This window comes from Streptomyces sp. NBC_00237 (assembly GCF_026342435.1).
Classification (GTDB): Bacteria; Actinomycetota; Actinomycetes; order Streptomycetales; family Streptomycetaceae; genus Streptomyces.
Map to the genome: position 1 here is coordinate 462,538 of NZ_JAPEMT010000003.1, position 25,718 is coordinate 488,255.

Sequence of the window (25,718 nt, forward strand, 5' to 3'; positions counted from 1 at the left end):
ACTCGCCACTCACGTACGTACGTACAGAGGACCGGTCCGGGGCGTTCGCGCCCCGGACCGGCTCCACCCCTCCCCGCCCCCAAGGAGTGCTCCCCGTGCGTGTCCTGCTCGTCAATATGCCCTGGTCGCCCATCGACCTTCCGTCGCTCGCCCTGGGGATACTCAAACGCAGCGTCGACGAGCGCGTGCCCGGCGCGACGGCGACCGTCCTGCACGCCAACCTCGAATTCACCGACTGGATCACCGCCCGCACCGAGTTCACCGCCGACGACTACGAGTACTACGCCCTCTCCTCCTACTTCATGGGCTGCGGCGACTGGGTGTTCTCCTCCGCCCTGTACGACGACCCGGCCTGGCGGCAGAAGGAGTTCACCGAGACGATGCGGACCCGCCTGAACAAGGCCCGCATGAAGATGTCCCACGAACTCCACGCCGTCGTACCGGAGTTCGTCGACGAGATCGCCCGCCGCATCGTCGCCGAGAACCCCGACGTCGTCGGCTTCACCTCCACCTTCCAGCAGAACACCGCGGCGCTGGCCGCCGCCAAGCACGTCAAGCGGCTCGCCCCGCACATCAAGACCGTCATCGGCGGTGCCAACTGCGACGCCGAACAGGGCGCCGCCCTGCACCGCAACTTCGACTTCGTGGACTTCGTCGTACGCGGCGAGGGCGAGGCGGCCTTCCCCCAGCTGCTCACCGCGCTCAGCGAGGACGGCGACCTGAGCAAGGTCTCGGGCCTGTGCCGCCGCGCCGACGACGGGGAGTCCGTACCGAACGCCATGGCCACCAGCCCGCTGCCGCCCGCCACGATCCTGCCGCCCGACTACAGCGGCTACTTCGAACGCCTCGCCGCCTCCGTCGCCCGCAACTGGGTCGAGCCCAAACTCGTCGTCGAGGGCGCGCGCGGCTGCTGGTGGGGCGAGAAGCACCACTGCACGTTCTGCGGACTCAACGGCTCCTTCATGCAGTTCCGCAGCAAGAGCCCCGACGTCTTCTACGACGAGATCATGGACCTGGCCCGCACGCACAAGGTCCTCGACATGTACGTCGTCGACAACATCCTCGACATGGGCTACCTCAACACCGTGCTGCCCCGCATCATCGACAGCGGCTACGACCTGCGCCTGCACATCGAGATCAAGGCCAACATGCGCCGCAGCCAGCTGCGCACCCTCTCCGACGCGGGCCTCATCTACGTCCAGCCCGGCATCGAGAGCCTCAACAACCGCGTCCTGGACCTCATGGACAAGGGCGTCAGCGGCTGCCAGAACGTCCGCATGCTCCGGGACGGAGCCGAGACCGGGCTCTCCGTCTCCTGGAACTACCTCCACGGCTTCCCCGGCGAGAGCGCCGAGGACTACGACGGCGTCATCGGCCAGATCGCCGCCCTCGAACACCTCGACCCGCCCGTCGACCTCTCCGCCCGCATCGCCATCGAACGCTTCAGCCCGTACTTCAACCGCCCCGAACTCGGCTTCGACGGCCTGCGCCCCGAAGCCCACTACCGCTTCACCTACGACCTCCCGGAACGGGAGTTGTACGACCTGGCGTACGTCTTCGAGGCCCCCGAACGCGGCATCGGCGAACCCACCGTGTCCGCCCTCAACGACGTCCTCGCCCTCTGGAAGAAGCACCACGCGGACGCCCGCCTCACCCACACCGACCTCGGTGAGCGCATCGTCCTGGTCAGCAGGCGGCGCGCCTTCGACTGGCACACGAAAGAACTCACCGACCCCTTCGAGATCGCCCTCTTCCGCCTCCTGGACCAGCCGCACGCCCCCGCCGCCCTCCTGCGCAAGGCGACCGCACGCGTACGGGACCACGACCGCACCGAGGCCGACGTCGAAGCACTCCTCAGCGAGTGGGTGCGCCTCGGCCTGGTCTTCACCGACGCAGGACAGTACGTCCACCTCGCCCCGGCAGCCGTCAACGAAGACCTCCTGCGCCTGGACTTCATGCGCCACCGGCACACGGTCCCGGCACCGGACGCGGACCAGGGCCCCGAGCGGGACCCGGCACCGGACCTCACCCCCGCACTGGCCTGACCGAGCCCGCCCGCCGACCCGAGACGGAAAGACCGCCGCCATGGACACAGCCCTCGCCCCCGCCGAAGCAGCCTCCCCCCTCGCCGTCACCGCCTGGCGCGACTACGACGAAGTCGCCTGCGCCCTTCCCGGAATGCTCCTGGGCGACCTCGAACTGACCGGCCCCATCGCCGAGGAGGCCGACCGGCTCTGGGAGAGCGGAGCCCGACGGGTCCGGCTCGCCGAGCCCGTCGACCTCACCGCGACCGACGGCCTCGCCGCCGCCCGCCGCACCGTACGGGCGCTCAGCCTGGTCCGCGACCTCACCGCCCGTGCCGTACTCGTCGAATGGGACCTGCGCCTGGACCCCGCCCGCCCCGAAGACCCGCTCGTCCTCAGCCACCTCCAGCCGCCCCGCACCCTGCACGGCCATCCCGACGCCCAGGCCGCGCTGGCCACCTGGCGCGGTGGCCACTACCTGGGCAAGTGCCTGTGGCGCAACGGCCCCGGCTTCTTCCAGATCCGCGACCGCCGCTGGGGCAACCTCCAGCGCTTCACCGCGGACGAGCCGCACTACCGCACCGCCGTCGACGCGCTCGCCTACGGAGCCCCGCAGCAGGACGTGCCCCGGGACGCGCTCGACGACTTCACCGGGGAACGCCTCGTCCTCCATCTGGGCCCGCTGGCCTGGTGGGTTCCCTACCGGGTGAGCCGGTGGACCCAGGAGGCCATGGCGATCTGACGTGGCGGCGGGAGGTCTCGCCCCCGCGGCGGCACGGTCACAGGGCGACGTGCAGTGCGCAGGTGTCGTCGTGGCGGGAGTCGGGACCGACCAGCGCGTCCAGGATGCGGGTGTCTCCCGCGTGGTCCGCGGCGGAGCGGGCGAGGCGGGCGAGGCCCTCGTAGACGTCGCGGCCCGGCACCTCGACCAGGCCGTCGGTGAAGAGCAACAGGTGGTCGCCGGGCAGCAGTTGGAGGGTGGCCTCCTCGTAGACGGGCGCCGCCATGGCACCGAGCAGGATGCCCCGGGGGACCGGCAGATAGCGGGGCTGGCCCTCGCGCAGCAGCAGCGGCGGCAAGTGCCCAGCCTGCACCCAGGTGAGCCGGGCGGTGGCGGGATCGTACCGGCCCATGATCATCGTGGCGGTGCCGTAGTTCCGCCCGGCGGTGTGCAGCAGCAGGGTGTTGAGGCGGGTGAGGATCTCGGGCAGGGGCGTGCCGGTGATGGCCATGGCCTTGGCGGTGAAGCGCAACTGGGCCATGGTGGCGACCGCGTCCAGCCCGTGCCCCGCGACGTCCCCGACGACCAACAGGGCGCTGCCGTCCGGGAGTTCGATGGCGCTGTACCAGTCGCCCCCCACGTTCAGACCCTCCTGCAAGGGGTGGTACGCCACGTCCACCGTCAGTCCTGACAGGCGCAGGGACTGCTGCGGCAGCGGGAGCAGGGCGTGCTGGAGGCGGGCGGCGAGGTCCTTCTCGGCGGCCAGCAGACTGCGCTGGGCGGAGGCCGCCTGCTGGTGCTCCAGCACTTCCTGCGCGGCCCGGTTCAGTCCGGTGCGGTCCTGGAAGAAGCCGTGGACCTCCACGGGTACGTCGTCCACGTCGAGTTCCGCCTCCGCGACGATGCGTACGTGCCGCAATTCGCCGTCGGGTGTGGTGATGCGAAACGAGTGGTCGACGGGGTCGCCCCCGCTCAGCAACTGCCGCACGGTCTCGCCCACCCCGGGGCGGTCCTCCGGGAGCGCCTGGGAGGAAAGCTCCTCCAGCGTCATCGGGCCCAGCGCCCGGTCACGGCCGAAGACCGCGAAGACCTCGTCCGACCAGGTGATCTCGTTGAGCACCAGGTCCCAGTCGGCCCACCCCATCCCGCCCAGACGCTGCATCACCGCCAGGCGGCGCTGCTCGCGCTCGCCGGTGTCCAGCCGCACCCAGGAGACGATCAGCCCGCCGTGGCAGGCCGCCGCACGCACGGCGAAGCGCGACCGGCGCGGTATTCCGGCGAGCGCCTCCTCGTACTCGAACGGCTCCCCATCGTAGCGGCCGCCGCCTTCCAGCACCGCGAGGTACCCGCGCCACACGTCGCTGTCCGCGACCGTCGGGTACGTCTCCAGGACGCTGAGGCCGACCATCTCCTTGCCCCGGCGGCCGCCGATGTCGACCGCATCGGGTGAAGCGGCCACCACCCGGAAGTCCACGACCGCGCTGTCGGGCCCGTACACCGGCATCAGGAACGTGGCGGAGCCGGGCAGAGCGTTCAGGACCTCCTGCACCGCGGACACCGACACGGCGAGCGACTGGCCGTCGTCCCCCACGGGTCGCCGGGGCACGACGTAGTGGCTGGTGGACAAGACGGGGGTGCCGTCCACGTCCCCACAGCCTTCGCCACTCGGTGGAGCCTCTCCCAGCTCATCGCGGTCAGTCATGCCCTGAGCATGGCACGCCGCGCGACGATGATTCAGCTCTTGTGCGGGGGCATCGCGCAGGCCCCGCCGGACCTTGCTGGCGACGCCCCCATTTCACCCGGTTCGCTCGGCCTCGGCGATCCAGTCCTCCAATTGCTCGACGGTCGTGGACGGGTCGGCGACCAGCGTGGCGAGCTGGTCGTCGGCGGAGTGGAGCGTGGCGAGGGCGGGGCAGCGGTGGCAGGCGTCCACTCCGGTCTGGTTCCACCACTTGCAGCGCGGACGGAGGTGGCAGCGCGGCACGGCTCCGCTGTCACGCGGGGTCGGCAGGGTCTGGATGCGCCGGATCAGGCCGCAGTCGTCTCCCACCCGGTTCGCGCAGGCGGGCGTGCAGTGCGAGGCGAATCGAAGGATCCGGCTCGGTGCGATGCCTGCGGGGATGCTCGACAGCACGTCCGCCGCGGGCACCGGTTCGTCGAGGTAGACGACCTGGCCGTGCTCGCCCGATCTGACGCCCAGGACGAGGGACTCGGGACGGTGGGCGTCCCCGCTGGGACACCAGTTGACGTGGTCTTCGCCGTGATCGTCCACGGTAGGCACCTCCCTACGGTCAGGAGGTCGCGGTTTCGGCGGCGGCAGGATTCACGATGAAGCCCAGGACCGGTCCGCCGGTGGTCCCGTCGAGCTGTTGTTCGGCGACGACGGCCTTCTGAATGTGCGCGGAGAGGCTGTCGGCGTCGGTTCTCTCCGCCGCGCCGGCGACGCCGCCTGCCGCGAGGAGTCCGGTGACGAGTGCCGCCGTGGCGGCTGCGGCACGGATGTTGGGGTTCATGTACTTACTCCTCGGCATAGGGGTAACGGCTGGTTGGGGCGACCGTATGCAGCAACTCCCCTGTGGGGAAGGAGTTGTGAGGCGTACTTCTGTTCGTCAAAGTGCGGAGGGCGGCGTAGGTGCGACGCATGGGCCGCACCCGATCGCGCGGTGTGCGACCAACGTGCCGATCGTGGCCCTGGCGTCTCCGCCTCCCCCCCGCCCGGCCTCCACCGGGAGACCTGCGCGCACGCTTGTTCGGAGCGCATGGTGGCGCACGGCGACGGGCGATGAGCCCCCCGTGCTTCGCGGGATCCGGCCCGGGGTGTTGCTTCGCTTCCGGCATGGGCACTGGAGTGGCGGAGTCCCTTTGGGCCCGCGCGGGGTCCCTGGTGAAGGAGTGCAGTGTGATACGTGTCCAAGTCGCCCATCCGACAGGTCTGTTCAGTTCGGCCCTCGTGGTGCTGCTGCGTGAGCAAGAGGATTTCGACGTGTTCCGCGGGCCCGCGGACGCCGTCGCGGAGGACCCGGGCTGGGCGGACGTGTGGGTGACGGACGCGGAGGAGTTCCTGCCTCGGCCCGCACCGTCGCACGCGGCCTGCTTACCGGGCTCGGCGGGCTTACTCGGTTTACCGGCCACGGCCCCCGACGCACCGCGCGACGCGGCGCGCCCCGCCGACCCCACGCGGCCCAAGGGTGCCGGGCTGCTGGTGCTGGCAGCCCCCCACCGGCCGGGCGTGCTGCGCCGCGCCTTCGACGCGGGCGCTCTCGGCTACGTCGACAAGGGAGGCTCTCCCGAGCGACTGGCCGCAGGGATCCGCGCGGTCGCGAGAGGAGAGCGGTACGTCGACGTGTCACTGGCCGTCGGCCTCCTGCACGCCACGGAAATCCCCCTGACGCCACGGGAGTTGAGCGTGCTCGCCCTGGCCGCCGCCGGGTCCGGCGTCGGTGAGATCGCGCTCTCCCTGCATCTGTCCCGGGGGACCGTGCGCAACTACCTGGCGGCGGCCATCCGCAAGACCGGCGCCCGCAACCGGGTGGACGCGATACGCATCGCGCACGGTGCCGGCTGGGTGTGAGGGGGGCCCGTCCGGCCCGGAAGCGGACGGGGGCCGCTCCCGTGGTCCCTCCCGCCAGTGTCCCGTCAGGTCCCGGTAGAGGGCGGACCGCTCCAGCAGCTCCCGGTGCGTCCCGCAGTCCGCCCGTACGCCGTCCAGTACCAGGACCCGGTCCGCACGCAGGGCGGACGACATCCGGTGCGCCACCACGACCAGCGCTCCCGGCCGTTGCGCCAGGGCACGTTCGGCCCTCTCCTCCGACTCCTGGTCCAGGTGACAGGTCGCCTCGTCCAGAACGAGGAGCGGGGCGGGCGACAGGAAGGCGCGGGCCAGCGTGAGCAACTGCGCCTCTCCCTGGGAGAGTTGCGACGGTACGAGGGTGGCGTCGAGGCCGCCGAGCCGAGCCACCAGCGGCCCGAGACCCAGTGCGGCGACGGCCTCCGCGAGCTCGGTGTCCGTCGCGTCGGGGCGCAGGTGGGTGAGGTTGTCGCGGAGGCCGGCGGTGAAGACGTACGCCTCCTGGGGAACGAGCGCACGCCACCGCGCCAGTTCGGCGGGAGTACGGTCGCGGACGGGACGCCCGCCGAGGAGGGCCGTGCCCCGGTCGGGTGTCAGCAGTCCCGCGAGGACGTTGGTCAGCGTGGACTTGCCGATGCCGCTGGGGCCCACCACCGCCAGGTGTTCCCCGTGACCGACGGTCAGGTGCAGGCCGTCCAGGACGGGGCGCGCGCCGGGCCCGTAGGCGAGGGTGACGTCACGGAGTTCGGCGGCCGGGGGTCGGAGGCGAGCGGGAGGTGGGGGGGCGGGTTCGACTGCGGTGCGGGCCGGGGCGTCGGCCGCACGGTTACCGTCGCTCCCGCGAGCGGGGGCGAACCTGTCCAGCACCACCAGCAGTCGCGTGCCCGCCGCTCCCAGTGCCGTCATGAGCGTGTGCAGGGCGGGCAGCAGCGACTGCACGAGGTACGTCAGCGCACCCGTGAGCGTGCCTGCGGTGAGGCCCCGGTCCAGCAACCACGGAACCGCCAACAGCAGGAGCAGGGGAGGCAGTTGACCCGCCATGCCCAGCGCCAGTGACCGCACCGCCGCCCAGCGCGCCAGCACGCCCGCCGCCCGCTCCGCCGCCCGTGCGGACTCCGTGCCGTACGCACCCACCTCCGCCTGGACACCGCAGGCCACCACGTCACGCAATCCGGCGGCGGTCGTACGCGCACGGTCGGTGAACTCCTCCTCCGCATCCAGGGCGGCCCGCTGGGCTCCCGCCATCGGCCGCAAGGTGGCCAGGAAGAGCCCGAGTCCGAGCACCAGGGGAGGGGTGGTGACCAGCAGCAACTCCGGTGCCAGTACGAACATTCCGGCCAGCGCGCCCGCGGCCGTGAAGACGAACGACCGCGCCGTGAGCACCAGCCCGGCGAAGCTGTCCCGGGCGATCTCGCTCTGCTGGGAAAGCCGGGAGACAGCACTGCCGGACGCACCTGTCGTACGGGGACGCGCCCCGGGTGCCTCGATGTCCGCGCCGTCGCGCCCCGCGACGGCGTGGTGGAGTGCCTGATCCACCGCACGCCGTACCAGGGCGTCCCTGAACGGCTCGACCAGCAGGGCGAGTTGGGTGAAGACGCCGCGCGTCACCGGCCCGCCCGCCAGGATCGCCAGCGCGGCGAGCGCCAGCCATGCCGCACCGACTCCCGCCCGTCCCACGAGGAAGCCCCGGTCGAGCGCCTGCGCCAGGCAGTAGCCGCCCAGGAAGGTCTGGGCGGACTCCACCAGCGACCACGCCGCGATCCGCCCCACCACCCCCTTGCGCCGCGCGAGAAACCTCCGGCCGTCCCGCCACAGCCAGGCGCGGACGCCTTCGCTCCGTGCGCCGCCGTTCCGAGCGCCCTCGTGCCCGGCAGCCCCCCGTGCGGCCGCCCCGCTCCAGCCCGCCCTCATGACACGTCCCCCGTCGAGGGGGCCAGCGACGCGTCCCCCCGCTGAGGGGCCGAGGCCGGGTCTGCGGCGAACACCGCGCGGTAGGCGCTCTGGCGCCACAGTTCGCGGTGCGGCCCCACCGCCCGTATCCGCCCCTCGTCCAGCCAGACGACCAGGTCCGCGCGCGCGGCGGAGGAGAGCCGGTGCGCGACGCACAGCCGGGTTCCGGGGCCCACGTCGTGGGCGAGTGCCTCCTCGACGCGCCGCTCGGTCGCCGTGTCCAGGCTGGAGGTCGCGTCGTCGAGGATGAGGAGCCTGCCCGCGTGCGCGAACGCCCTTGCCAGGCCCAGGCGTTGGAACTCCCCGCCGGAGAGCGGTGCTTCGCCGGGGGCCGTGTCGTACCCCTGCGGCAGCAGCCGTACGAAGTCGTCCGCACCGGCCGCCCGCGCCGCCGCCCGCACCTCGGCGGGCGACGCGGTGCGCGCACCCGAGGCCAGCGCGTCGGCGAGGGTGGCCCCGAAGAGCGCCGGGCGCTCGAACGCGTACCCCACCTCGGAGCGGAGCTGATCGGCTTCGAGTTCCCTGAGCGGTACGCCGTCCAGGAGTACGGTCCCCGCATCCGGGTCGCGCAGCCGCCCCGCGACCGCCGCCAGGGTCGACTTGCCGGAGCCGCTGCGACCGACCACGGCGGTGGTCGTACCGCCGGGGAGCACCAGCGACACCCCGCTGAGCAGGGACTTTCCGTCGTGCGCGACCGAGACGTCGCGCAGTTCCAAGGTGCCGGGGCCGCCCGGCGGCAGCCGAAGGCCGCCGTGGGCGAGGCCGGGCAGCGCGAGGACCGCCGACAGGCGGCGGGCCGCCGTGCGGCTGCGGACCAGGGAGCCGAGGAGCCCGGCCACCGTGCCGACCCCGGCGGCCAGGGCCGCGTACCGGGAGGCGGCGAGGAGTTCGCCGACGCTCATCCGGCCCGACACCACGCCCAGTCCACCCACCAGCGTCACCGCGGTCGTGAGGAGGGGAAGGAGGACACCGCTGCGCGCCACGGCGCGGCCGTGCACGGTCCACATGCGGGCTCCCTGGACTCCCAGTTCGGGCAGCGGTGCCAGGATCCGGGAGCGCTCACGGTCCACGCTGCCCGCGGCGGCGATGCTGCGCGCCCCGGCCAGCGCCTCGGTCAGCAGCGACGCCAGAGAGGACTGGACCTGCTGGTAGCGGGCGACGCTGTCGGACGTCCCGACGGCGAAGGCGCGCAGCACCAGCAGCAGCAGCGGCAGGCCCGCCGCGAACGCCAGCGCGCACCACGGATCGACGAGGGCCAGCGCGACGAGACCGCCGGTCGGGGCGATCAGTGCCGCTGCCAGACCGGCGGCGGCACCCGGCGCGGCACCGGCCTCGGTCGCGTTGACCGACAGTCTGGTCGCGGTGTCGCCGGGGGAGAAGCGGGCGGCGTTCCCGGGAGCCGAACCCAGCAGTCGTGCCATGCCGAAGGTGCGCAGCCACGCGGTCGACCTGGCCTGAGCCGTCCCGGTGAACAGGGCTTCGGCGGCCTCCAGCAGCACTTCGGCGACCACCAGGACGACGCACAGCACCAGCCAGCCCTTGGCCTCGGGATCGCGTGCGAGCAGCAGGTCCAGGGTGCGCCCGACGACGGCGGGCAGTGCGACAGCAGCGCAGGCCGCGAGCGCGGACGCGGTGAACACACCCGTCGCGCGGCCCCTGGTGTGCCGGGCCACGGCCAGCAGCAGCCGGTCGGCCGGGGAGGTCAGGTGTTTGCGGGTCCGGGTCGTCACAGGTGGCGTCCCACTCCCTCGTACGTACGCGTGTGTGGTCCGGGTCGAGCGCCGTCCGGGCCGTGCGCGGGCCCGGCCCGGCGTGTACCGGGCCTGACGTGTACGGGGCCCGACGTGGCGAGGGCCCCGGGCGGAGAAGCTCCGCCCGGGGCCCCGAACCGCTGACGGCGTCAGTGCCGACGTCAGTTACAGGTGGTGAGGCTCAGGCTGCTGTCGCCACAGAGCAGCAGGCTCGCGCGGCTGCCACCCCCGCCGCCCATGGTCTCTTCCTGCGGGGTCTCCATCGACTGGAGGTCAAGAATGCTCATGACATTTCCTTTCATTGGGGACGGTCGTCTTGCGGTACGACCCCGGAAGGGGCCGGTTCGTGGGCCGCCGGGGGAGGCGGCAGGAAGGGCAGCTGCGCGGACCGGCCGTCGACGGTCGGACGACCGGAGGCGGCAGCGAGTGCCAGCAGGCAACCGGCGGAGCCGGTCGCGAGGTCCATGGAAAGGCGCATCATCTGCTCGCCGGGGAAGGCGAGATGCCCCCGGTGGGGCACCGCGTGCCAGGCGAGCGCGTCGATCTGGCGCCGTACGTCGGCGGGTCCGGTGCCGGGGCCGCCGGTCGTCGTGCGGCTCAGGTGCAGCACCATGCCGGCGGCGCCCCGGAACAGTCCGGGCTGCGCGTAGAAGGTGGCCTGCGCGGCGGCCACGATGTCCCGGCGGGCCCGCTCGAAGTCGCCGTCCGGGTCGGGGTCCGGCCGGTGCGCGAGGTAGTCGTCGAGCACCATCCCGATGCCGACGCTGCCCGCCCCGAGGTAGGGCATCGTGCGCCAGCCCTCGTCGACCTGGAGGGTGCCGCTCGCACTGCGCACGCACCGGTCGAGGTCCCGACGCAGCGCGTCGGATGCCAGGTCCAGCAGGGCGGCGTCCCCCGTGCGCTCGTACAGCCGCAGGAAGAGGAGGGCGCCTCCGGAAGCCCCGTACAGGAGTCCGGCGCGCGGCGCCCTGCCGCCGGGTGCCGCGCCGTGCGGCCGTGCGACCAGTTCCGCGCAGCGCAGCGCCGCTTCGTGCAGGGCGCTTTCGCCGGTCGCCGCACCGAGGGCGTCGAGGGCGAGGCCGAAGCCTGCGAGGCCGCTGTGCAGGTCGGGGCCGAGTTCCTGCCACGGCTGGGCGAGGGCGAGTTCGGTGAGCTCCAGGGCGCGGGCGCGGTGGCCGAGGCCCTCCAGCGTCCAGGCGACGCCCGCAAGACCGTCGTAGAAGCCGAGCGGAGTGCCGGATTCCGGCTCCTTGGTACGACTCAGCAGCCACTCCTCGCCCGCAGCGGAGCGAGGGGCACCGCTCTCGGCCAGTGCGTACAGCACCCCGGCCGTGCCGTACCCGAAGCTCTGGCCGCCGCCCTCGGTGGCGAACTGGGCGATGTCGCCGGGGAAACACCGGTCCTCGCGGCCGGGCGTCGCCGTGGCCAGGATGGCTTCCGCGAGGGAGTCCCGGCTGCGCGGCCAGTCGCCGGGGGCAACGGGGAGATACGATTCCGCGCTCACGGCGCTCGTCGGGTCTGTCAGGCCCTTGGTGCCCTTGATGCCCGCCGTGCTCGCTGCGCCCGCCGGTGCCTGCGGATCGCGCAGTATCTCCTCGACCGCCTCCCGCAGGAAGGATTCAGCGACCGGGAACTGCCGGGCCGCGATCGTGGCCAGATGGGCCGACTTCGTACGGTCCAGTGCGAGCAGGCTGGTCAGCGGTATGAACAGCGAGAGCCGCAGACAGGCCAGCGCGTACCGGTCCACGTCGAAGCCGCGCCGGTCGGCGGGCGCCACGAACGCCGGGTTGGCGACCGTCTGCCGCCGGTTCTCTGCGGCGGGCGCCGCGGCCTCGAAGTCGAGGAGCGTCACCGAGGACTCGTCCTCGGACACCATGATGTTGAACAGATGCAGGTCGTTGAAGACCACACCGCGCGCATGGATCTTGGCCACCGCCTCCGTCACCAGCGCGTGGATGCGCAGCGCCCACGCCGTGTACTCGGCGAGCCGCTCGGGCCCCGGATCGGCCTCGATCAGCGGATGGCGGCGGGCGAAGAAGGAGTTGAGCGGCTTGCCCTCGACGAATTCGAGGACCAGGAAGTGGTGGTCGCCCAGGACGAAGGAGTCCAGCACCTCGGGCGTACAGCCGAGCCCGGACAGCAGCTCCAGTGCGTCCTGTTCGCGCTTCAGCCGGGCCACCGCGTCCGCCCCGTCGGCCGCGAGCCCCGCATGCGGCCTGGCCTCCTTGAGGACCACCTTGGCTCCTGACCTGCGGTCCTTGCCGACGTACACCCCGCCGCCGTTGGAGAAGTGCAGCGCCTTCTCGATCACGTACGGCATGTCGGCGACGGTCGCGGAGCTCCGCGCGTCGAGGTGCGGCCGCAGCCACGCGGGGGTCTCGACCCACTCCGGTATCCGGAAGGCGGGCCCGCGCAGGTCGGGCACGAGGACTCCGTCGGCGTTCTCCAGGGCCGGTTGCTGCTCGCCGTTCTCGTCGTAGCAGTCCCGCCGGGTGAAGCTGCCGTACCGCAGGTACACCGGCCCCTCGCCCCAGCGCAGGTCGCTGAGAACGTACGGACCCTGCGATCCGGCGAGGGCCGCGTCCAGGTCGGTGGCGATGCTCCGGCACTGCTCGTCGTCGGTTGGGTAGACGGTGATGAACTTGCCGCTGGCCGCGCGGTCCGCGTACTTGGCGTTGCGGTTGTGCAGCAGGTACCGGCTGGGCACGAACTTGAAGGCGATGGAGCGCGGCAGGCAGTACGCCATGACCTGCTCCAGCACCGACTCGGCGTTGTCCAGCGTGGCCGACACGTGGATCTTCCAGCCCTGGAAGGGCAGTTGGGCCTCCACGGGCCGCAGTGCGAGCCAGTCGCCCGACCGGTGCCGCTGCCAGCCTTCGGGCACGGGCAGAGTGGCCGCCGCGTACAGGGAGCCCCTGCCGCCCTGCGCCTCGGTGCTCATCCGGTGCGGCGCGTCGTAGAAGTGCCGGTCCGTGTCGCAGAACACGGCATACCCCTTGTTCACGCGCTCTCCCTCACCCTCGCCCGCCCTCTCGCCTTGCTGACGGTGACGAATCTGTCACGAGGAAGCGGAGCCCGGCAGTCACAACTGTCACCAGCCGACCGTGCACAACTCACAAGTAACCAAAGGGTGTTGTGCGAGTGCGGTCGCTCCGGCGGGCTTCGTGATGGGTGAATCACGGAGTGCTACGGCCGAGGGGTCCGGGTTCCCGGTGACCCCCCTCCCGTTCCGTCCTCGCCCAGGCCCGCCGCTGCCGGGTCGAGGAGGCGGGCGAGGAAGGAGCGGGTTCGGGCGTGGCTCGGGGAGCCGATCACCTGGTCCGGCGTGCCTTCCTCGACGATGACTCCGCCGTCCATGAAGACGACCCGGTCCGCGACCTCCCTGGCGAAGCTCATCTCGTGCGTGACCACGAGCATGGTCATCCCCTCGTCGGCCAGCGAGCGCATCACCGCCAGTACGTCGCCGACCAGCTCGGGGTCGAGCGCCGAGGTCGGCTCGTCGAAGAGCATCAGCCGGGGGTCCATCGCCAGCGCGCGGGCGATGGCGACGCGCTGCTGCTGGCCGCCGGAGAGCTTCGCCGGGTAGACGGCCTCCTTGTCGGTGAGGCCGACCCGGGCCAGGCGTTCCCGGCCGATCCGGTTGGCCTCCGCCTTGTCCCTTCCCAGCACCCGGCGTTGAGGGAGCGTCAGGTTCTCCAGGGCCGTCAGGTGCGGGAAGAGGTTGAAGGACTGGAAGACCATGCCGATGCCACGGCGCACCCGGTCGATGTCGACGTCCGGGTCGGTGACTTCGTCGCCCGCCACCCGGACCGTGCCGGAGGTCGGCTCCTCCAGCAGGTTCACGCAGCGCAGCAGCGTGGACTTCCCGGAGCCCGAGGGGCCGATGACGCAGACCACCTCGCCGTACGCGACGGTGAAGTCGATGCCCGAGAGCACTTCCAGCGGGCCGAACGACTTGTGCAGGTCGCGCACTTCGATCGCGGGCGCGTCCGGCACCCTTCGTGCGGCCGGAGAGTTCTCCACCTCGCTCACCTCGCCCTTGACGTACGTGCTTCGAGCCGCCGGACGAGATGGCCCAGCGGCAGGGTGATCACCAGGTAGCAGAGTCCGGCGATCAGGATCGGGGTCAGACTGCGGTTCTGGTTCAGCGCGTCCCTGCCGAACTTCGCCAGTTCGTACTGGGACAGCGAAAGCCCCAGCAGATAGACCAGCGACGAGTCCTTGGTCAGCAGGATCAACTCGTTGGTGAGCGGCGGCAGTACGATGCGCAGCGCCTGCGGGATGACGATGGAGACCATCGCCCTGCCCTGCGACATCCCGAGCGAACGGGCCGCCTCGGTCTGCCCCTTGGGCACCGCCAGGATGCCCGCCCTGATCGTCTCCGCCATGTACGCGGCGCCGACCAGGCCGAGCGCCAGCATGACCGTCACGTACTGGTTGAGCGAGAGCTGGAAGGCCAGCGGGACGCCGAAGCCCAGCGCGATGAAGACCAGGAGCGCGGGCACCCCTCGGAAGAACTCGATGTACGCGACGGCCAGCCAGCGGTACGGCGGCACCTTCGAGAGCCGCATCAGCGCGAGCAGCAGCCCGAGCGCCAGGCCGAAGCCGAAGCCGAGCAGGGTGTAGAGGACGGTGTTGACCAGCGCGGTGGTGATGATGTCGGGGAACTGGGCCTTGGCGACCTCGACGTCGAAGAAGGCGCGCCGGATCTCGCCCCAGTCGGCGGCCAGCGCGACCACGAGTGCCACGACGAGCAGCACGGCGTACTGAAATCCCCGTACCGCCCGGGTCCGTTGTCGTCGGGACAGCCGTGACAGTCGGGACTGTTGGGACACAGTCATCAGCTGGGGTTCCTCACTTCTTGGGAGCGGCGGGGAACCACTTCTTGTAGAGGGCGTCGTAACGGCCGTCGGCCCGCGCGGCCTTGACGACCTCGTCGATCTTCTTGCGCAGGGCCGTGTTGCCGGTCCGGACGGCTATCCCGTACTTCTCGCCCGTGTCGAACTCGGCGGTGACCGCCGTGTCGGCGTTCTTGCGGACGTATTCGAAGAGGACGCCGTTGTCGTTGATCGCGGCGTCCACCTGCCCCGTCTTCACGGCGGTGAGCAGCAGCGCCACGTCCTCGAACTGCACCGTCTCGACGCCCGCGCCGTTCTTCTTCGCGTACGTCTCGCCCGTCGTGCCCTGCTGGACGCCCAGCTTCTTTCCCTTCAGGCTCGCGAGGGAGATGTAGGGGGAGCCCTTCTTGGCGATCAGGGCCTGGGTGGCGTCGAAGTACGGCCCGGAGAAGTCGAGGTTCTGCTCGCGCACCGGCGTGATGGTCATCCCGGCTGCCGCCAGGTCGCACTTGCCCGCGTTCAGGTCCTCGCCGGTCTGGATGCCCTCGAAGGGGGTGTCGACGATCTCCTGGGTGACCTTGAGGTCCTTGGCGACCAGATCGACGATGTCGACGTCGAAGCCGACCACTTCGTTGCCCTTGCGGAACTGGAAGGGTTCGTACGGCAGATGAGTGCAGGTGGTGAGCTTGCCCTCGGTCACGAGGGAGATCTGCGAACCGCCGCCGGAACCGGCGGTCTTGGTGCTCGTACAGCCGGTGGTCACCAGGACGAGGGCGGTGAGGGCGGTGACGGTCGTGACGGTTTTGACGAGGGGCAGCACGGTGCGAGCGGACAAGACGCCTCCAGACGAGGGGTTCGGCCCATGCCCCAGGGGGCGAGCCGAACGGAATCGTGGTGCGGTCGTGGTGCGCGTGCGTTGCGTGTGGTGCGGGTGCGTTGCGCCGATCTTGCCACCGCGGGTGCCGGATGTCTCCCGTGCGGCCGGTACCCGCTCCCGCCGGTCGTGCCGACGGGAGCGGGAGGGGCCGGTCGGCCGTCGCGGGTCAGTCCTTGGTGAGCAGGACCGGGAGCGCGCGCAGGCCCCCGACGATGAAGCCGCCCGCCGGTTCCAGGGACTCCGGGAGGACCGCGAGCCGGAGGTCGGGGAACCTGGCGAAGAGCGCCGGGAGTGCGATCTGGGCCTCCATACGGGCCAGCGGGGCGCCGACGCAGCGGTGGATGCCGTGGCCGAAGGCCAGGTGCTCGGGGCTCGGACGCCGTACGTCGAACACGTCCGCCGTGTCCCCGTGCTGGCGCGGATCGCGTCCGGCGGCCGCGAACGAGGCGAGGATCGCCTGGCCCTTGCGGATGGTGGGCCCGTCGGGGATCTCGATGTCCTCGACCGCGTACCGCAGCGGCAGGTTGGCCACGCTGGGCGCCCAGCGCAGGGTCTCCTCGATGACGTCGTTCCAGGACACCTCACCGGCCAGCACCAGGGCCAGGTCCTCGGGGTGGGTGAGCAGGGCGTGCACCGCGTTGCCTATGAGGTTGACGGTGGTCTCGTGGCCCGCGACCAGGACCAGCAGGAGCGTGTCGATCAGCTCCTGCTCGCTCATCCGCTGTCCGTCCTCGTCCCGCGCGGTGACCAGGACGCTGGTCAGGTCCTCGGCGGGCTCCCGGCGCTTGAGCTCGGCGAGGTCGCGCAGCAGCCCCTGGATTTCGGCGTAGGCCCCGCCGGCTTCTTCCGGGTCGACGGAGGTCATGATGATCTCCGACATCCGGGCCAGCTCGGTGCGGGTGCCGCCGCCCTCGGGGATGCCGAACAGGTCGCAGATGACCTGCATCGGCAGCGGGTGGGAGAAGGCCGCGCGCAGATCGACCGGGGTTCCGGCGGGGGTGGCCGCCAGCCGGTCGACGAGGTCGGCGGCGATGCGCTCGACGGAGGGCAGCATCGCGTCGGTGCGCCGTGCCGTGAAGGCCGGGGCGATCAGTTTGCGCAGCCGCCGGTGGTCGCTTCCGTACGCCGTGAACATGTTGTTCACGCCGACCCAGGTCGCCAGCCAGGTGTCCTGGTACTCGCCGCGCTGCCAGGCGGGCCAGTGCTGCCGGGCGTCCTTGGAGACCCTCGGGTCAGTCAAGAGTTCCTTGAGCAGGCCGTGCCGGGTGACGGCCCAGGCTTCGGGGCCGTCCGGCAGTCGGACGAGGGTCGCGTCGCCTAGGTCGCGGAGGCGGGCCGCTTCGGCGTGGACGTCGGATCCGGACGGGTCGATGGCGATGGGCTGCTGTCCCACGGTGTGGCTCCTGTCTGGTGGGGGGTGATGGGGGTGAAGCGGGCCGGAAGGGCCGAGAGAGCCCGTTGGAAACCGCCGGGCCGCCACTCCAACTGCTGAGCCGGTAGAGCGAGTTCGATGTCGGAGAGCCAGGCGGTGAGCCGCTCGATGGCGGTGGTGGCGATCACCAGCGCGTGCCGCTGCACCGGGCAGGCGTGGGGGCCCGCCGACCAGGAGAGGTGGGCTCCGCGGCCCGAGTTGCCCTGTTCGAGGAGGACGGCTCCCGACTGCGTGTTCGCCGCCGCGTAGGACACCAGGACGAGCTGCCCCGACCTGACCCAGGTGCCGTGGAAGAACACGTCGCGGCGCGGGTAGTGCGCGGCGTAGTTGGCCACCGGCGGGTCGTTCCACAGCACCTCCTCGATGGCGTCGCGCGCGGTGAGCGCGCCGCCCGTGAGAGTGCTGTAGTAGCGGTCGTCGGAGAGCATCCGGGACAGCGCGTTGCCGATGAGGTTGGCGAGCGGTTCGTTGCCCGCCGCCATGGTCAGCACGATCTGCTGCATGACCTCCTCGTCGGACAGGGCGTGCGGGTGGTCCATGAACCACGAGGTCACGTCCGGACCGCGCCGCGCCTTCTTGGTGGCGACCATCTCGGTGATGTACGCCTCGAACGCGGCGTTCGCGCTGGTGGCCTCCTCGGGGGAGGCCCCGTCCATCAACCCGCCGACGGCGGCGATCAGTTGCCTGCCGTACGAGTCGGGCATGCCGAAGAGGTTGTTGAACATCAGCATCGGCAGCAACTGGGCGTACTGTGCGACCAGGTCGACCATGCCCTTCGCGCCGAAGCCCTGGATGAGGGTGTCCGCCGCGTGCCGCACCCGGGCGCGCAGTTCGTGCGGTTCGACGAGCCGGAAGCTGTCGGTGATCACCTGGCGGTAACGGCGGTGCACGTCACCGTCGTTGAAGAGGGCGTTGGGCCGCCAGCCCAGCATCGGGAGGACCGCCGAGTCGGGCGGCACCGTCTCCATCCAGGCGCGCGAGTCCTTGGACCAGGTGGCGGAGTCGTTGAGCAGTTCCAGCGCGGCACGGTAGTCGGTGACCAGCATCGCCGTCACACCGGGTGCGATCTCCACCGGTGCGAGGGCTCCGTACCGGCGCAGGTGTGCGTAGTAGCGGTGCGGGTCGGCGGCGAACTCCGGGTCGTAGAGCCGTACGAGCGTGTCGAGGTCGGCGCCGTCGAGCGGATGGCCGCCACGACCGGCGGGGCCCCGGTCCTGCCTCGGCTGCGGCAGGGCGTAGGGGTCGGCCGTGCCCTGGGCGTGCGCGGGGCAGCCCCGGGGCGGGGCCGCGCCCGGCGGGTGGGGGGAGGTCAAGGATTCTCCAGGGGCGTATGGGCGAGTACGTGGGTGACGAGGGCGATGAGCGCGTCGACGGAACTGTTCCGGTCGCGGGCGTCGCACAGCACGAGCGGCGTCTCGGGGTGCAGGTCGAGGGCCTCGCGGAGCTTCTCGGCGTCGTGGTGCGGGGAGTCGGGGAAGGTGTTGACGGCCACCGCGTACCGCAGTCCTGCCTCCTCGACGATGTCCATCACCTCGAAGGAGTCCGCGAGACGACGGGTGTCGGCGAGGACCAGGGCACCGAGGGCACCCCGTGCGATGTCCTGCCACAGCGGCCTGAACCGCTTCTGGCCGGGGGTGCCGAACAGGTAGAGCACCAGGTCGCCGGGGAGCGTGAGCCGCCCGAAGTCGATGGCGACGGTGGTGGTGGTCTTGTTGCGGACCCCGGCGAGGTCGTCGACGACGGCGCCGGACTGCGTCATGACCTCTTCGGTGTGCAGCGGCGGCGTCTCGGAGAGCGTCCGGATGAGGGTGGTCTTGCCGACGCCGAACGGGCCCGCGACGAGCAGCTTGACCAGGGTCTGGTCGTCGTTCGCGAGGTAGATGCCGCCGGTGCTCGGGCTTGCGGCAGCGGAGTTGCTAGGACTTGAGAGAGCGGAGTCCATCGAGAACCCTCTCCAGGATCTGCCGGTCGAACTGTTCGGCTTCGGGTATGGGGACACGGGCGTACAGCCGCCCGGCGTCGACGAGATCGGCCACCAGCACCTTCGTCACGCTGACGGGCAGCCCCAGGTGGGCCGCCACCTCGGCCAGGGACAGCGCCCCGGGCCCGAGGAGTTCCAGGACCCGGTGCTCCTGAGGGCGTACCTCACTGGTGACGGGCATTCCCGAACCGCGCAGGAGCGAGAGCCTGTCCAACGTGTTGCGGCTGGGCGTGGCGCGACCACCGGTCGCCAGATAGGCAGGCACCAGACGCCTGTTGCTCTGGCGCGGGGTCATGCGGGGCTGCCGAGATCCCGAGCCGGGCTGTTCATGACCTTGGCGCCGAGGGTGGTCACCTGGACCTGCATGTGATGGGCGACGACCCCCATGTTCACCTCGGGCGCCGCGAACACGGCGAGGCAGGTGTTGCGGCCTGCGGGGATCGCGAAGACCCAGCCCTCCTCGGACTCGATGACGGTCTGCCGCAGGGTCGCGTCCTCCTGCTCGGCGAAGGCCGCGGTCACCGCCCGTCCGGCGCCCTGGAGCGCGGACATCATCGCGGCGACGCCCTCGGCCGCCTCGCGCCGAAGGCCGGGGGAGGCCCCCTCGACGAACCCGTCGCCGGAGATCACGGCGGCGTGGGTGACGTGCGGCAGCTCCAGGAGCGGGGCCAGCACCCAGGACTTGTCCTCGGTGACGCGGCGGCGTACGGGGCTGTTCATGAGAGTGCGTTCCCTTCGGGGTGACGAGGGGGCCGGGGGTCGCCGGGAGGCTGTTCCCCGGATTCCGTCCCGGCCCGTCCGGCGGCCCGGCCGGACTCGGTGCCCTGCTGGAGGGCGGCCCAGCGGGAGGCGTTGTCCTCCGGGGTGCGCGCGGGGGCGGGTTCGGCGCGCGGGAGGCTCTGTTCGGCCTCCGCAGCGGGCCTGCGGCGCTGCCTGCGGGGAAGTCCGCCTTCGGCTGCGGCATCGGCCGGAGCGCCGGGGGACCCACCGGCGGTGGCATCCGTGGCTTGCGTGGCACGCGTGCGGGAGCGGACGGGCGTATCAGCGCCCGCCTCGCGCCGTGCGGCAGGTGCCTGCGCCGCCGAAGAGGCGCTCGGGGCCGCCTGCGCGGCGCGCGACGGCAGCGGGGTGTGCGGGCGGTCCGGCGCACCGGAGTGGTGCGGCAGCGGCGCCATGACGGACATGGGCTGCACGTTCTCGTCGAGTACGGTCAGCAGAGGATCGCCCGGGACGTACACGACGGCGCGCACCCCGCCGTACGGCGAAGGCTCGACGTGCACACCGAAGCCGTACTGGCGCACCAGTCGGCCCGCGGCGGCGAAGCCCGACCGGGGCGGGTCGCCGAGCTGGGTGAACAGCAGCTCGTCGTCACCGGACAACAGCTCCTCCGCGCGCCGGAGTTCGTCCGGGTGCATGCCGACGCCGTAGTCGTCGATGATGACCGAAGCGCCTCGGTTGCCCTGCTGGAGGGTCACGGCGACGGGCAGCCCGTGGTGCGAGTGGTGCAGTGCGTTGGCCAGCAGCTCGGTCACGGTGATCGCGATCGGTTCGACGGCTCGGGCGACCACGGCGACCGGGTCGCGCAACTGGTTGCTGATCTGCACCCGTTCGTATCCGCGCAGTCGGGAGGAGGCCCCGACGACGAGTTCCGCGAGGTAGGAGTCCTCCCGGGTCAGTCCCGGCCAGGCCCCGCAGACCACGCCGGTGGCCTGGATGCGGCGCAGCGCCTGCTCGTTGAGGAAGTCGGCGGCCAGCAGGTCCTGGGCGACGCCCGGGTCGTCGTAGCGGTGCTGCATGTCCTGGAGCGAGGTCTGGAGCCGGTAGAGCAGCGCCTGGATGGTGGTGGTCGCGCCGCGCAGCGTGGACTGTGCCGCCGCGTCGACCCGCTCGCGTTCCTTGGTCACGGCGGTGGCGGTCTGCTCCAGTACGGCGCTGAGCGCGAGGTCGGTGCCGGTGCCCGCGAACCGGTTGTCGAGCAGGCCGCGCACGGGCACGTGGGGGTGGGCGAGCGCCTGCGACAGATCGGGGAGCCGGGCGCCGGCGAGGTGCTGGATCTCCGCCTCGACGGCCCTTAGCCGGGCGGTCAGTTCGCTGTTGGACTGCTGTGAGGCGAGGTGCTGCGCCTCGGACGTGGCGAGGCGTTGTCGAAGGTCGGCGCTGTGCGTCCGGGCGCGGGCCACGGCTGCCGTCAGAACCACGGCGGCAGCCGTACCTGCGCTGAGGCACCACAACAGCGCCTCGGGTATGGAGGTCATCGAGATCCTCGGGTGGGGGGACGATTTCGATCGGCCGGTGCCGGGAGCGGAGCCGATCATCGTGCGATGCTACCCGCGAGTTGACGGACCGTGAGGTCTTTCCTCGTGTGGGTGTTGAGAAGTGCGGAAGGTGCGTTTTCGTCGGCGATGCCCGGTCGATGACGGCATGACACCCAGGTCAACACGCAAGGAAAGAGGGCACGTTGTGAGGTTCTCTGACGTCATGGATCAATCTGACGGGTAGTCAGGATCAGACCGGCCGGGTTTTCCGGCTCCCGGCCCGAGCCGTGCCCGACGGGCGAGCAACGCCCGCTCCCCCGAGGAGAGTTGCGCGGCCTGCGACTCCGCCCTCGGACACGGCATCGTGGCGTTGCCGCTACCGAGGGCTCAGTTCCGGGGAGCCTTCGTGGGGCAGTACTCGGCCTCCATGATGGCGTCCGGGGCTCCCGTGCTCCAGTCTCCGTTGCGGTTGTACGCCAACTGGTGGCGGCCGTCCTCCGTGGTCACGGCCAGGGAGGTCGAGCCGACCATGCCGCCGCCGTGGCCCCAGAGCGTGATGCCGCAGCTCGTCCGCGTCTTCGTGAGACCGAGCCCGTACGACATGGTGGGGCTGCCGGTGAACGGGCCCGTGGTCTTCATGGCCTTGAGCTGCTGGGGCGGGAGCAGTTGGCCGCGCATCAGGGCGCGGTAGAAGCGGTTCAGGTCGCCGTTGGTGGAGATGATGTCGCCGTCGGCCCAGCCCTGCGAGCCGTTCATCTCGGTGACGTCGTCGATCCGGTCGGGCTGTGCGTCGAACAGCTTGGAGTAGGCGCGGCTGCTGGGGCGGGGGATGCGGATGCTGTTGCCGGGATTGGTCGTTTCCTTCAGGCCCAGCGGCTTGATGATCCGGTCGCGGACCTGTGCCTCGTACGTCCGCTTGCCCGCCTTCTCCAGGATCAGCCCGGCCAGGATGTAGTTGGTGTTGGAGTACGAGAACTCCTTCCCCGGCGTGAACAGCGGCGGGTGGGACAGCGCCACCTTCACGTGCTTCAGGGGCGGCAAGGTGTCGTAGCGGTGCTTGAGATACCCCTCGCCGCGCAGGTACGTCGCGACGTACTCCTCGTCGGCCAGGTAGTCGAACAAGCCGCTGGTGTGGCTGAGCAGCTGACGCACGGTGATCTTGCTGCCGTCGTTGCCGTTGCCCCGCACCAGGCCGGGGAGGTGGTCCTCCACGGTGTCGTCGAGGTCGAGTTTCCCTTCGGCTTCCAACTGGAGCAGGACGGTCGCCACGAACGTCTTGGTGATGCTGCCGACCCGGTACCGGTCGTTCTTGCCGCGCGGCGCACCGGTGGTCCGGTCGCCGACGCCCGACGTCGCCTTCCACACGCCGTGCGCGTCACGCACCTGTGCCGTGATGCCGGGGATGCCCGCCGTCACTTCGGCGTCCATGGCGCGCCGGGTCGCCTCGTGACCTGCCGCGCCGCGTGCGGCGTCCGGCGTTGCCTGGGCGGGGGCGGTGAAGGCGGTGGCCGCCATCGCCGCCGCCGCGATACCCACCGCGCCGACCCGTGCGGTCTTCCGAAACGTCGTGAACGTCATGCCGTGCTCCTCGTCGCTGTCCGTGCCGTGCGGGATGTGTGCGGTTCCCGTGAACGTGACGGAACCGCCTTCACAACAGGACCGCAGGAGGTCGGCGGAGGGTTGAGCGCCCTCGGGGAAATCAGCCGCTGCCGGGATTCGGCACGACCGGCGGGGTCCGTGAGGCGGGCGAGCCGTGAACGCGGCCGACCTGCCTGAAGGCACAGCGCGACGCGCGGAGTTGTGAACGCCCCGAGCTGTGGCTGGGAGGCGGCGGTCCGCGTCGCACCGGCCCACCTCGTGGCAGCCTCCCAAGACCGCCCGGTAACCCTGCCCGTCGGCCCCGTCGCCGAGCGGCTCGGCGACGAGCGTGTACGTCGCCAGGACCTCGCCGACGGGGCCGTCGGGACGGCCGTCACCCTCGGGCAGCGCGAACGGTCCTGGCCCTGCTGGACGGTGCGGCCAGTACCACCGACGGTCCGCCGGTGAGCCCGCACCTGGGAGGTGCGGGCCGTACGGGTGTAGGCGGCATTAACAGGGCTTCACGGCCCACACCGGGTCCCAGTTGTAATTCGTGTTGTGGCTCGGTGAGGGGAGCGACCAGTGGATGACGGTGCCGTTCTGCCGCTTGAACGCGGCCTGTACGTTGCCTACCTGGTTGTTGGACCAGGAGCCGTTGCCCGTCCAGTTGGTCAGCCCGTAGTCCCGGCAGTAGTACAGGTCTTTCCGCTCGCCGGTCGCGTTGGTACCGCGCCACATGCAGAAGTACTTCTCGGGGCAGTTCCACTCTTTCGCCTGGGCCTCGCTCTGGCCGCCAGCCAGGTCACGCGCGTACGTCTCTCCCGGAACGACCACCAGGATGCTGGCTCCGTCCAGGGCTATCCGGTTCGCTGAGACCTGACGACCGCCCTCCTCGGCGATCCGGCTGCCCACCCGCTTCTGCAACGCGGCCGCCTGACTCGCATCGAGTCCGGCTGCCGTGGCCTGCGCGGCGAACTTCCCGCCGCTTGCCGGTGCGGTTTCAGCCCCGGCCGGAGCCGTAGCCCCCAACGTGAGGACTGCGGCGGCGCCTAAGAGCCCTGCCGTCTTTCGCAACATCGATTTCTCCTACCAGTCGGAGAACAGTTGACGTGGGCACTGTTCCAGTGGCCGTGTCAACAGACAAGACGGCGTGCACGGTTGACGATTCGTGGGGCGGACGGGGTGCGGCAGGGAAGCACCGGCCACGGTGTACGAAGTGGGCACGGCCCAGTTCGCATGGCTGCATGGCCGCCAGGACGCGCTCGTCGTCCGGCGGAAGCGCAGCCCCCTCCGCACCCGGCGCGCGCTGCGGGATCAGCGCGTTACCGCCTGCCCGGGTGCGAGCGCGGCGCACGCGTCGGCCGTGTTCGCGGCGGGGCGTCGCCCCGCCGCGACCCTGTGCACCGCCTGACTTCCAGGACTGGCGAAGGCACAGGTCTCCTGGTGATCACAGAGCGGCGGCGAGAAGGCTCATGCGTAGGTGTAGAAGGGAGTGTGGTCCAGCATGCTCTGCGGGGTCGTGTCGGTCCAGGGCGGCATGGCGTCGTTCAGATCGATCACATCGGCCGTTCCTCCGGCGGGGAGGTACTTGGCGCTGGTCGGATGCAGCGCGTGCCAGTCGGCCCAGAGCTTGTCGACGAACGCGTGGTGCAACCAGAACACCGGGTCGTTCGGGGAGACGCTCGTCTCCATCTGCCCCCAGACCCAGGTGTGCACCCGGTTGTGCATGCTCATGTATCCCGCCGAGCCTTCGAGCGTGGCGCGGAAGCCCGCCGAGCCGTCGCGCCAGGGCGCGGAGTCGTAGGTGGGGAGGGCGAGGGCGGCGTCGACCTCGGCCCTGCTCGGGAGCGTGGGGACGCGGTAGGCCAGATTGCGGGCGAGGAAAGGGCGGCTGTCGACCTGGATCGTGATCGGCCATTTGCCTGCGGAGTACGCGAAGGGGCCGTCCATCACCTGGTCGTCCAGGGGGCGTCCGGTGCCGCCGAGGAGGTCAGGACCCCAGACCGAGGAGGCGACGGTGTTGTCGGCGGTCCAGTCCCAGTAGGGGATCGACACCGACGGGTCGATCTTCTGGAGTTCGTTCTCGAAGTCAATGAGGAACTTGCGGTGCCAGGGCAGGAACGACGGGCCGAAGTGGCCCACGTAGACCCCGGTGTTCATGTCCAGCGCGAAGCGGAGGCGGTGGGCGGCGACGAACTCGTCGTACACGCCGATGCGTTTGACCTCCAGTACGGCGTCGACGAACGCCTTCTTCTCGGACGACGTGAGGTTCGCCTGGTTCTTGCGTACGGTCATGACGGCAGCTCCCGGCTCAGGCGGTGGGGTTGAAGGGGACGACGAAGGCGCCCTTGAGGGAGACGACCGCGGTGCGTGCCGCGTCGAGTGGGGTCGCGAACCTCTCGTAGTGGTTGATCGCGCTGCTCCAGCCGCTCTTCTCGTGGTGCATCACATGGAGTTCCCGGCCGTCTATCAGGACCCGGTAGCCACCACCGTGTCCGGCGTGCTCGGACATCCGGGCGCCGGACCCGCCGGCCGGCCGGCCCTGGATACGACGGCCCTGGAAGACCTCGTCGAACGACTGGGGATCGCCGCTCCTGTTGGGCGGGGCGGCCTCGCTGGTGTTCTTGGTCGACGCGTTGGCCGCCCAGGAGGTGGCCGCACAGACGAGAGCCACGCCTGAGGCAGCTCCTGTGGCGGCCTTCACGGCCTGACGACGGGTGATTCCGGACATGACAGATAACCC

General features: G+C 71.2%; 24 protein-coding genes and 1 pseudogene. 5 read left to right on the top strand and 20 right to left on the bottom strand.

Annotated elements, in window-relative coordinates:
* Nucleotides 1-95 precede the first annotated feature (95 nt).
* Complete coding sequence (locus tag OG897_RS28975; protein WP_266661287.1) at nucleotides 96-2,045, top strand: RiPP maturation radical SAM C-methyltransferase; 1,950 nt, start codon at nucleotides 96-98, stop codon at nucleotides 2,043-2,045.
* 40 nt (nucleotides 2,046-2,085) lie between these two features.
* A complete protein-coding gene (locus OG897_RS28980; RefSeq protein ID WP_266661289.1) occupies nucleotides 2,086-2,766 on the top strand; it encodes a DUF5825 family protein in 681 nt (226 codons plus the stop codon).
* 37 nt (nucleotides 2,767-2,803) lie between these two features.
* Here OG897_RS28980 and OG897_RS28985 read toward each other — a convergent pair whose 3' ends face one another.
* The 3 genes from OG897_RS28985 to OG897_RS28995 form a co-directional block, all read right to left on the bottom strand.
* The gene (locus tag OG897_RS28985; RefSeq protein ID WP_266661291.1) at nucleotides 2,804-4,447 is read right to left on the bottom strand and encodes a PP2C family protein-serine/threonine phosphatase; all 1,644 of its coding nucleotides are present in this window, start codon (nucleotides 4,445-4,447) and stop codon (nucleotides 2,804-2,806) included.
* A gap of 93 nt (nucleotides 4,448-4,540) precedes the next feature.
* Nucleotides 4,541-5,017, bottom strand: coding sequence for a hypothetical protein (locus OG897_RS28990; RefSeq protein ID WP_266661292.1), 477 nt, complete (start codon nucleotides 5,015-5,017; stop codon nucleotides 4,541-4,543).
* 19 nt (nucleotides 5,018-5,036) lie between these two features.
* On the bottom strand, nucleotides 5,037-5,258 hold the full coding sequence (locus tag OG897_RS28995; protein WP_266661294.1) for a hypothetical protein: 222 nt from the start codon (nucleotides 5,256-5,258) through the stop codon (nucleotides 5,037-5,039).
* 386 nt (nucleotides 5,259-5,644) lie between these two features.
* Between OG897_RS28995 and OG897_RS29000 the strand changes: the two genes are divergently transcribed.
* Nucleotides 5,645-6,316, top strand: coding sequence for a response regulator transcription factor (locus OG897_RS29000; protein WP_266661296.1), 672 nt, complete (start codon nucleotides 5,645-5,647; stop codon nucleotides 6,314-6,316).
* Between the two features lie 54 nt (nucleotides 6,317-6,370).
* Here OG897_RS29000 and OG897_RS29005 read toward each other — a convergent pair.
* The 14 genes and pseudogenes from OG897_RS29005 to OG897_RS29070 form a co-directional block, all read right to left on the bottom strand.
* A pseudogene (locus OG897_RS29005) lies at nucleotides 6,371-8,224 on the bottom strand (ATP-binding cassette domain-containing protein); the annotation flags it as partial.
* Nucleotides 8,221-9,993 (bottom strand): ABC transporter ATP-binding protein, encoded by a 1,773-nt coding sequence (locus OG897_RS29010; protein ID WP_266661298.1) that lies wholly within the window; start codon nucleotides 9,991-9,993, stop codon nucleotides 8,221-8,223. The gene OG897_RS29010 and the pseudogene OG897_RS29005, both read right to left, overlap by 4 nt.
* A gap of 182 nt (nucleotides 9,994-10,175) precedes the next feature.
* Nucleotides 10,176-10,301: a SapB/AmfS family lanthipeptide gene (locus OG897_RS29015; RefSeq protein WP_266661300.1), complete on the bottom strand. Its 126-nt coding sequence runs from the start codon at nucleotides 10,299-10,301 to the stop codon at nucleotides 10,176-10,178.
* An 11-nt stretch (nucleotides 10,302-10,312) separates the two neighbouring features.
* On the bottom strand, nucleotides 10,313-13,018 hold the full coding sequence (gene lanKC / locus OG897_RS29020) for a class III lanthionine synthetase LanKC (RefSeq protein WP_266661302.1): 2,706 nt from the start codon (nucleotides 13,016-13,018) through the stop codon (nucleotides 10,313-10,315).
* A gap of 182 nt (nucleotides 13,019-13,200) precedes the next feature.
* Nucleotides 13,201-14,046: an amino acid ABC transporter ATP-binding protein gene (locus OG897_RS29025; protein WP_323188113.1), complete on the bottom strand. Its 846-nt coding sequence runs from the start codon at nucleotides 14,044-14,046 to the stop codon at nucleotides 13,201-13,203.
* Complete coding sequence (locus tag OG897_RS29030; protein ID WP_266661304.1) at nucleotides 14,043-14,855, bottom strand: amino acid ABC transporter permease; 813 nt, start codon at nucleotides 14,853-14,855, stop codon at nucleotides 14,043-14,045. Before OG897_RS29030 ends, OG897_RS29025 begins: the two co-directional genes overlap by 4 nt.
* A 13-nt stretch (nucleotides 14,856-14,868) precedes the next feature.
* Nucleotides 14,869-15,687: an ABC transporter substrate-binding protein gene (locus tag OG897_RS29035; RefSeq protein WP_266661306.1), complete on the bottom strand. Its 819-nt coding sequence runs from the start codon at nucleotides 15,685-15,687 to the stop codon at nucleotides 14,869-14,871.
* A 208-nt stretch (nucleotides 15,688-15,895) separates the two neighbouring features.
* Nucleotides 15,896-17,122 (bottom strand): cytochrome P450, encoded by a 1,227-nt coding sequence (locus OG897_RS29040; protein WP_266661308.1) that lies wholly within the window; start codon nucleotides 17,120-17,122, stop codon nucleotides 15,896-15,898.
* Nucleotides 17,047-18,474, bottom strand: a complete 1,428-nt coding sequence (locus OG897_RS29045; protein ID WP_266661310.1) for a cytochrome P450 — start codon at nucleotides 18,472-18,474, stop codon at nucleotides 17,047-17,049. The genes OG897_RS29040 and OG897_RS29045 overlap by 76 nt, the downstream gene beginning before the upstream one ends.
* Entirely contained in the window at nucleotides 18,471-19,103 is a 633-nt protein-coding gene (locus tag OG897_RS29050) for an ATP/GTP-binding protein (RefSeq protein ID WP_266661312.1), read from the bottom strand. Before OG897_RS29050 ends, OG897_RS29045 begins: the two co-directional genes overlap by 4 nt.
* A complete protein-coding gene (locus OG897_RS29055) occupies nucleotides 19,078-19,437 on the bottom strand; it encodes a DUF742 domain-containing protein (RefSeq protein ID WP_266661314.1) in 360 nt (119 codons plus the stop codon). The genes OG897_RS29050 and OG897_RS29055 overlap by 26 nt, the downstream gene beginning before the upstream one ends.
* Nucleotides 19,434-19,862, bottom strand: coding sequence for a roadblock/LC7 domain-containing protein (locus OG897_RS29060; RefSeq protein ID WP_266661316.1), 429 nt, complete (start codon nucleotides 19,860-19,862; stop codon nucleotides 19,434-19,436). Before OG897_RS29060 ends, OG897_RS29055 begins: the two co-directional genes overlap by 4 nt.
* Entirely contained in the window at nucleotides 19,859-21,397 is a 1,539-nt protein-coding gene (locus OG897_RS29065) for an ATP-binding protein (RefSeq protein ID WP_266661318.1), read from the bottom strand. Before OG897_RS29065 ends, OG897_RS29060 begins: the two co-directional genes overlap by 4 nt.
* Before the next feature lie 387 nt (nucleotides 21,398-21,784).
* The gene (locus OG897_RS29070) at nucleotides 21,785-22,975 is read right to left on the bottom strand and encodes a serine hydrolase (protein WP_266661320.1); all 1,191 of its coding nucleotides are present in this window, start codon (nucleotides 22,973-22,975) and stop codon (nucleotides 21,785-21,787) included.
* A 222-nt stretch (nucleotides 22,976-23,197) separates the two neighbouring features.
* Between OG897_RS29070 and OG897_RS29075 the strand changes: the two genes are divergently transcribed.
* Nucleotides 23,198-23,443: a hypothetical protein gene (locus OG897_RS29075; protein WP_266661321.1), complete on the top strand. Its 246-nt coding sequence runs from the start codon at nucleotides 23,198-23,200 to the stop codon at nucleotides 23,441-23,443.
* A 42-nt stretch (nucleotides 23,444-23,485) separates the two neighbouring features.
* Here the strand turns inward: OG897_RS29075 and OG897_RS29080 are convergent, their stop codons facing one another.
* Complete coding sequence (locus OG897_RS29080; RefSeq protein ID WP_266661323.1) at nucleotides 23,486-24,052, bottom strand: peptidase inhibitor family I36 protein; 567 nt, start codon at nucleotides 24,050-24,052, stop codon at nucleotides 23,486-23,488.
* A 139-nt stretch (nucleotides 24,053-24,191) separates the two neighbouring features.
* On the opposite strand from OG897_RS29080, the gene OG897_RS29085 reads away from it, so the two are divergent.
* Complete coding sequence (locus OG897_RS29085; RefSeq protein WP_266661325.1) at nucleotides 24,192-24,386, top strand: hypothetical protein; 195 nt, start codon at nucleotides 24,192-24,194, stop codon at nucleotides 24,384-24,386.
* Between the two features lie 59 nt (nucleotides 24,387-24,445).
* Here OG897_RS29085 and OG897_RS29090 read toward each other — a convergent pair whose 3' ends face one another.
* Both OG897_RS29090 and OG897_RS29095 read right to left on the bottom strand, forming a co-directional pair.
* Nucleotides 24,446-25,270 (bottom strand): tyrosinase family protein, encoded by an 825-nt coding sequence (locus OG897_RS29090; RefSeq protein ID WP_266661327.1) that lies wholly within the window; start codon nucleotides 25,268-25,270, stop codon nucleotides 24,446-24,448.
* Nucleotides 25,271-25,286: 16 nt separating this feature from the next.
* Nucleotides 25,287-25,706, bottom strand: coding sequence for a tyrosinase cofactor (locus OG897_RS29095; RefSeq protein WP_266661329.1), 420 nt, complete (start codon nucleotides 25,704-25,706; stop codon nucleotides 25,287-25,289).
* Between the last annotated feature and the right edge of the window lie 12 nt (nucleotides 25,707-25,718).

What these genes read in the sequence shown, in the direction of transcription:
- OG897_RS29090 (WP_266661327.1), bottom strand. Translation starts at nt 25,270, where the DNA reads ATGACCGTACGCAAGAACCAGGCGAACCTCACGTCGTCCGAGAAGAAG.
- OG897_RS29055 (WP_266661314.1), bottom strand. Translation starts at nt 19,437, where the DNA reads ATGACCCCGCGCCAGAGCAACAGGCGTCTGGTGCCTGCCTATCTGGCG.
- OG897_RS29050 (WP_266661312.1), bottom strand. Translation starts at nt 19,103, where the DNA reads ATGGACTCCGCTCTCTCAAGTCCTAGCAACTCCGCTGCCGCAAGCCCG.
- OG897_RS28980 (WP_266661289.1), top strand. Translation starts at nt 2,086, where the DNA reads ATGGACACAGCCCTCGCCCCCGCCGAAGCAGCCTCCCCCCTCGCCGTC.
- OG897_RS28995 (WP_266661294.1), bottom strand. Translation starts at nt 5,258, where the DNA reads ATGAACCCCAACATCCGTGCCGCAGCCGCCACGGCGGCACTCGTCACC.
- OG897_RS29060 (WP_266661316.1), bottom strand. Translation starts at nt 19,862, where the DNA reads ATGAACAGCCCCGTACGCCGCCGCGTCACCGAGGACAAGTCCTGGGTG.
- OG897_RS29080 (WP_266661323.1), bottom strand. Translation starts at nt 24,052, where the DNA reads ATGTTGCGAAAGACGGCAGGGCTCTTAGGCGCCGCCGCAGTCCTCACG.
- OG897_RS28985 (WP_266661291.1), bottom strand. Translation starts at nt 4,447, where the DNA reads ATGACTGACCGCGATGAGCTGGGAGAGGCTCCACCGAGTGGCGAAGGC.
- OG897_RS29065 (WP_266661318.1), bottom strand. Translation starts at nt 21,397, where the DNA reads ATGACCTCCATACCCGAGGCGCTGTTGTGGTGCCTCAGCGCAGGTACG.
- OG897_RS29070 (WP_266661320.1), bottom strand. Translation starts at nt 22,975, where the DNA reads ATGACGTTCACGACGTTTCGGAAGACCGCACGGGTCGGCGCGGTGGGT.
- OG897_RS29030 (WP_266661304.1), bottom strand. Translation starts at nt 14,855, where the DNA reads ATGACTGTGTCCCAACAGTCCCGACTGTCACGGCTGTCCCGACGACAA.
- OG897_RS29095 (WP_266661329.1), bottom strand. Translation starts at nt 25,706, where the DNA reads ATGTCCGGAATCACCCGTCGTCAGGCCGTGAAGGCCGCCACAGGAGCT.
- OG897_RS29015 (WP_266661300.1), bottom strand. Translation starts at nt 10,301, where the DNA reads ATGAGCATTCTTGACCTCCAGTCGATGGAGACCCCGCAGGAAGAGACC.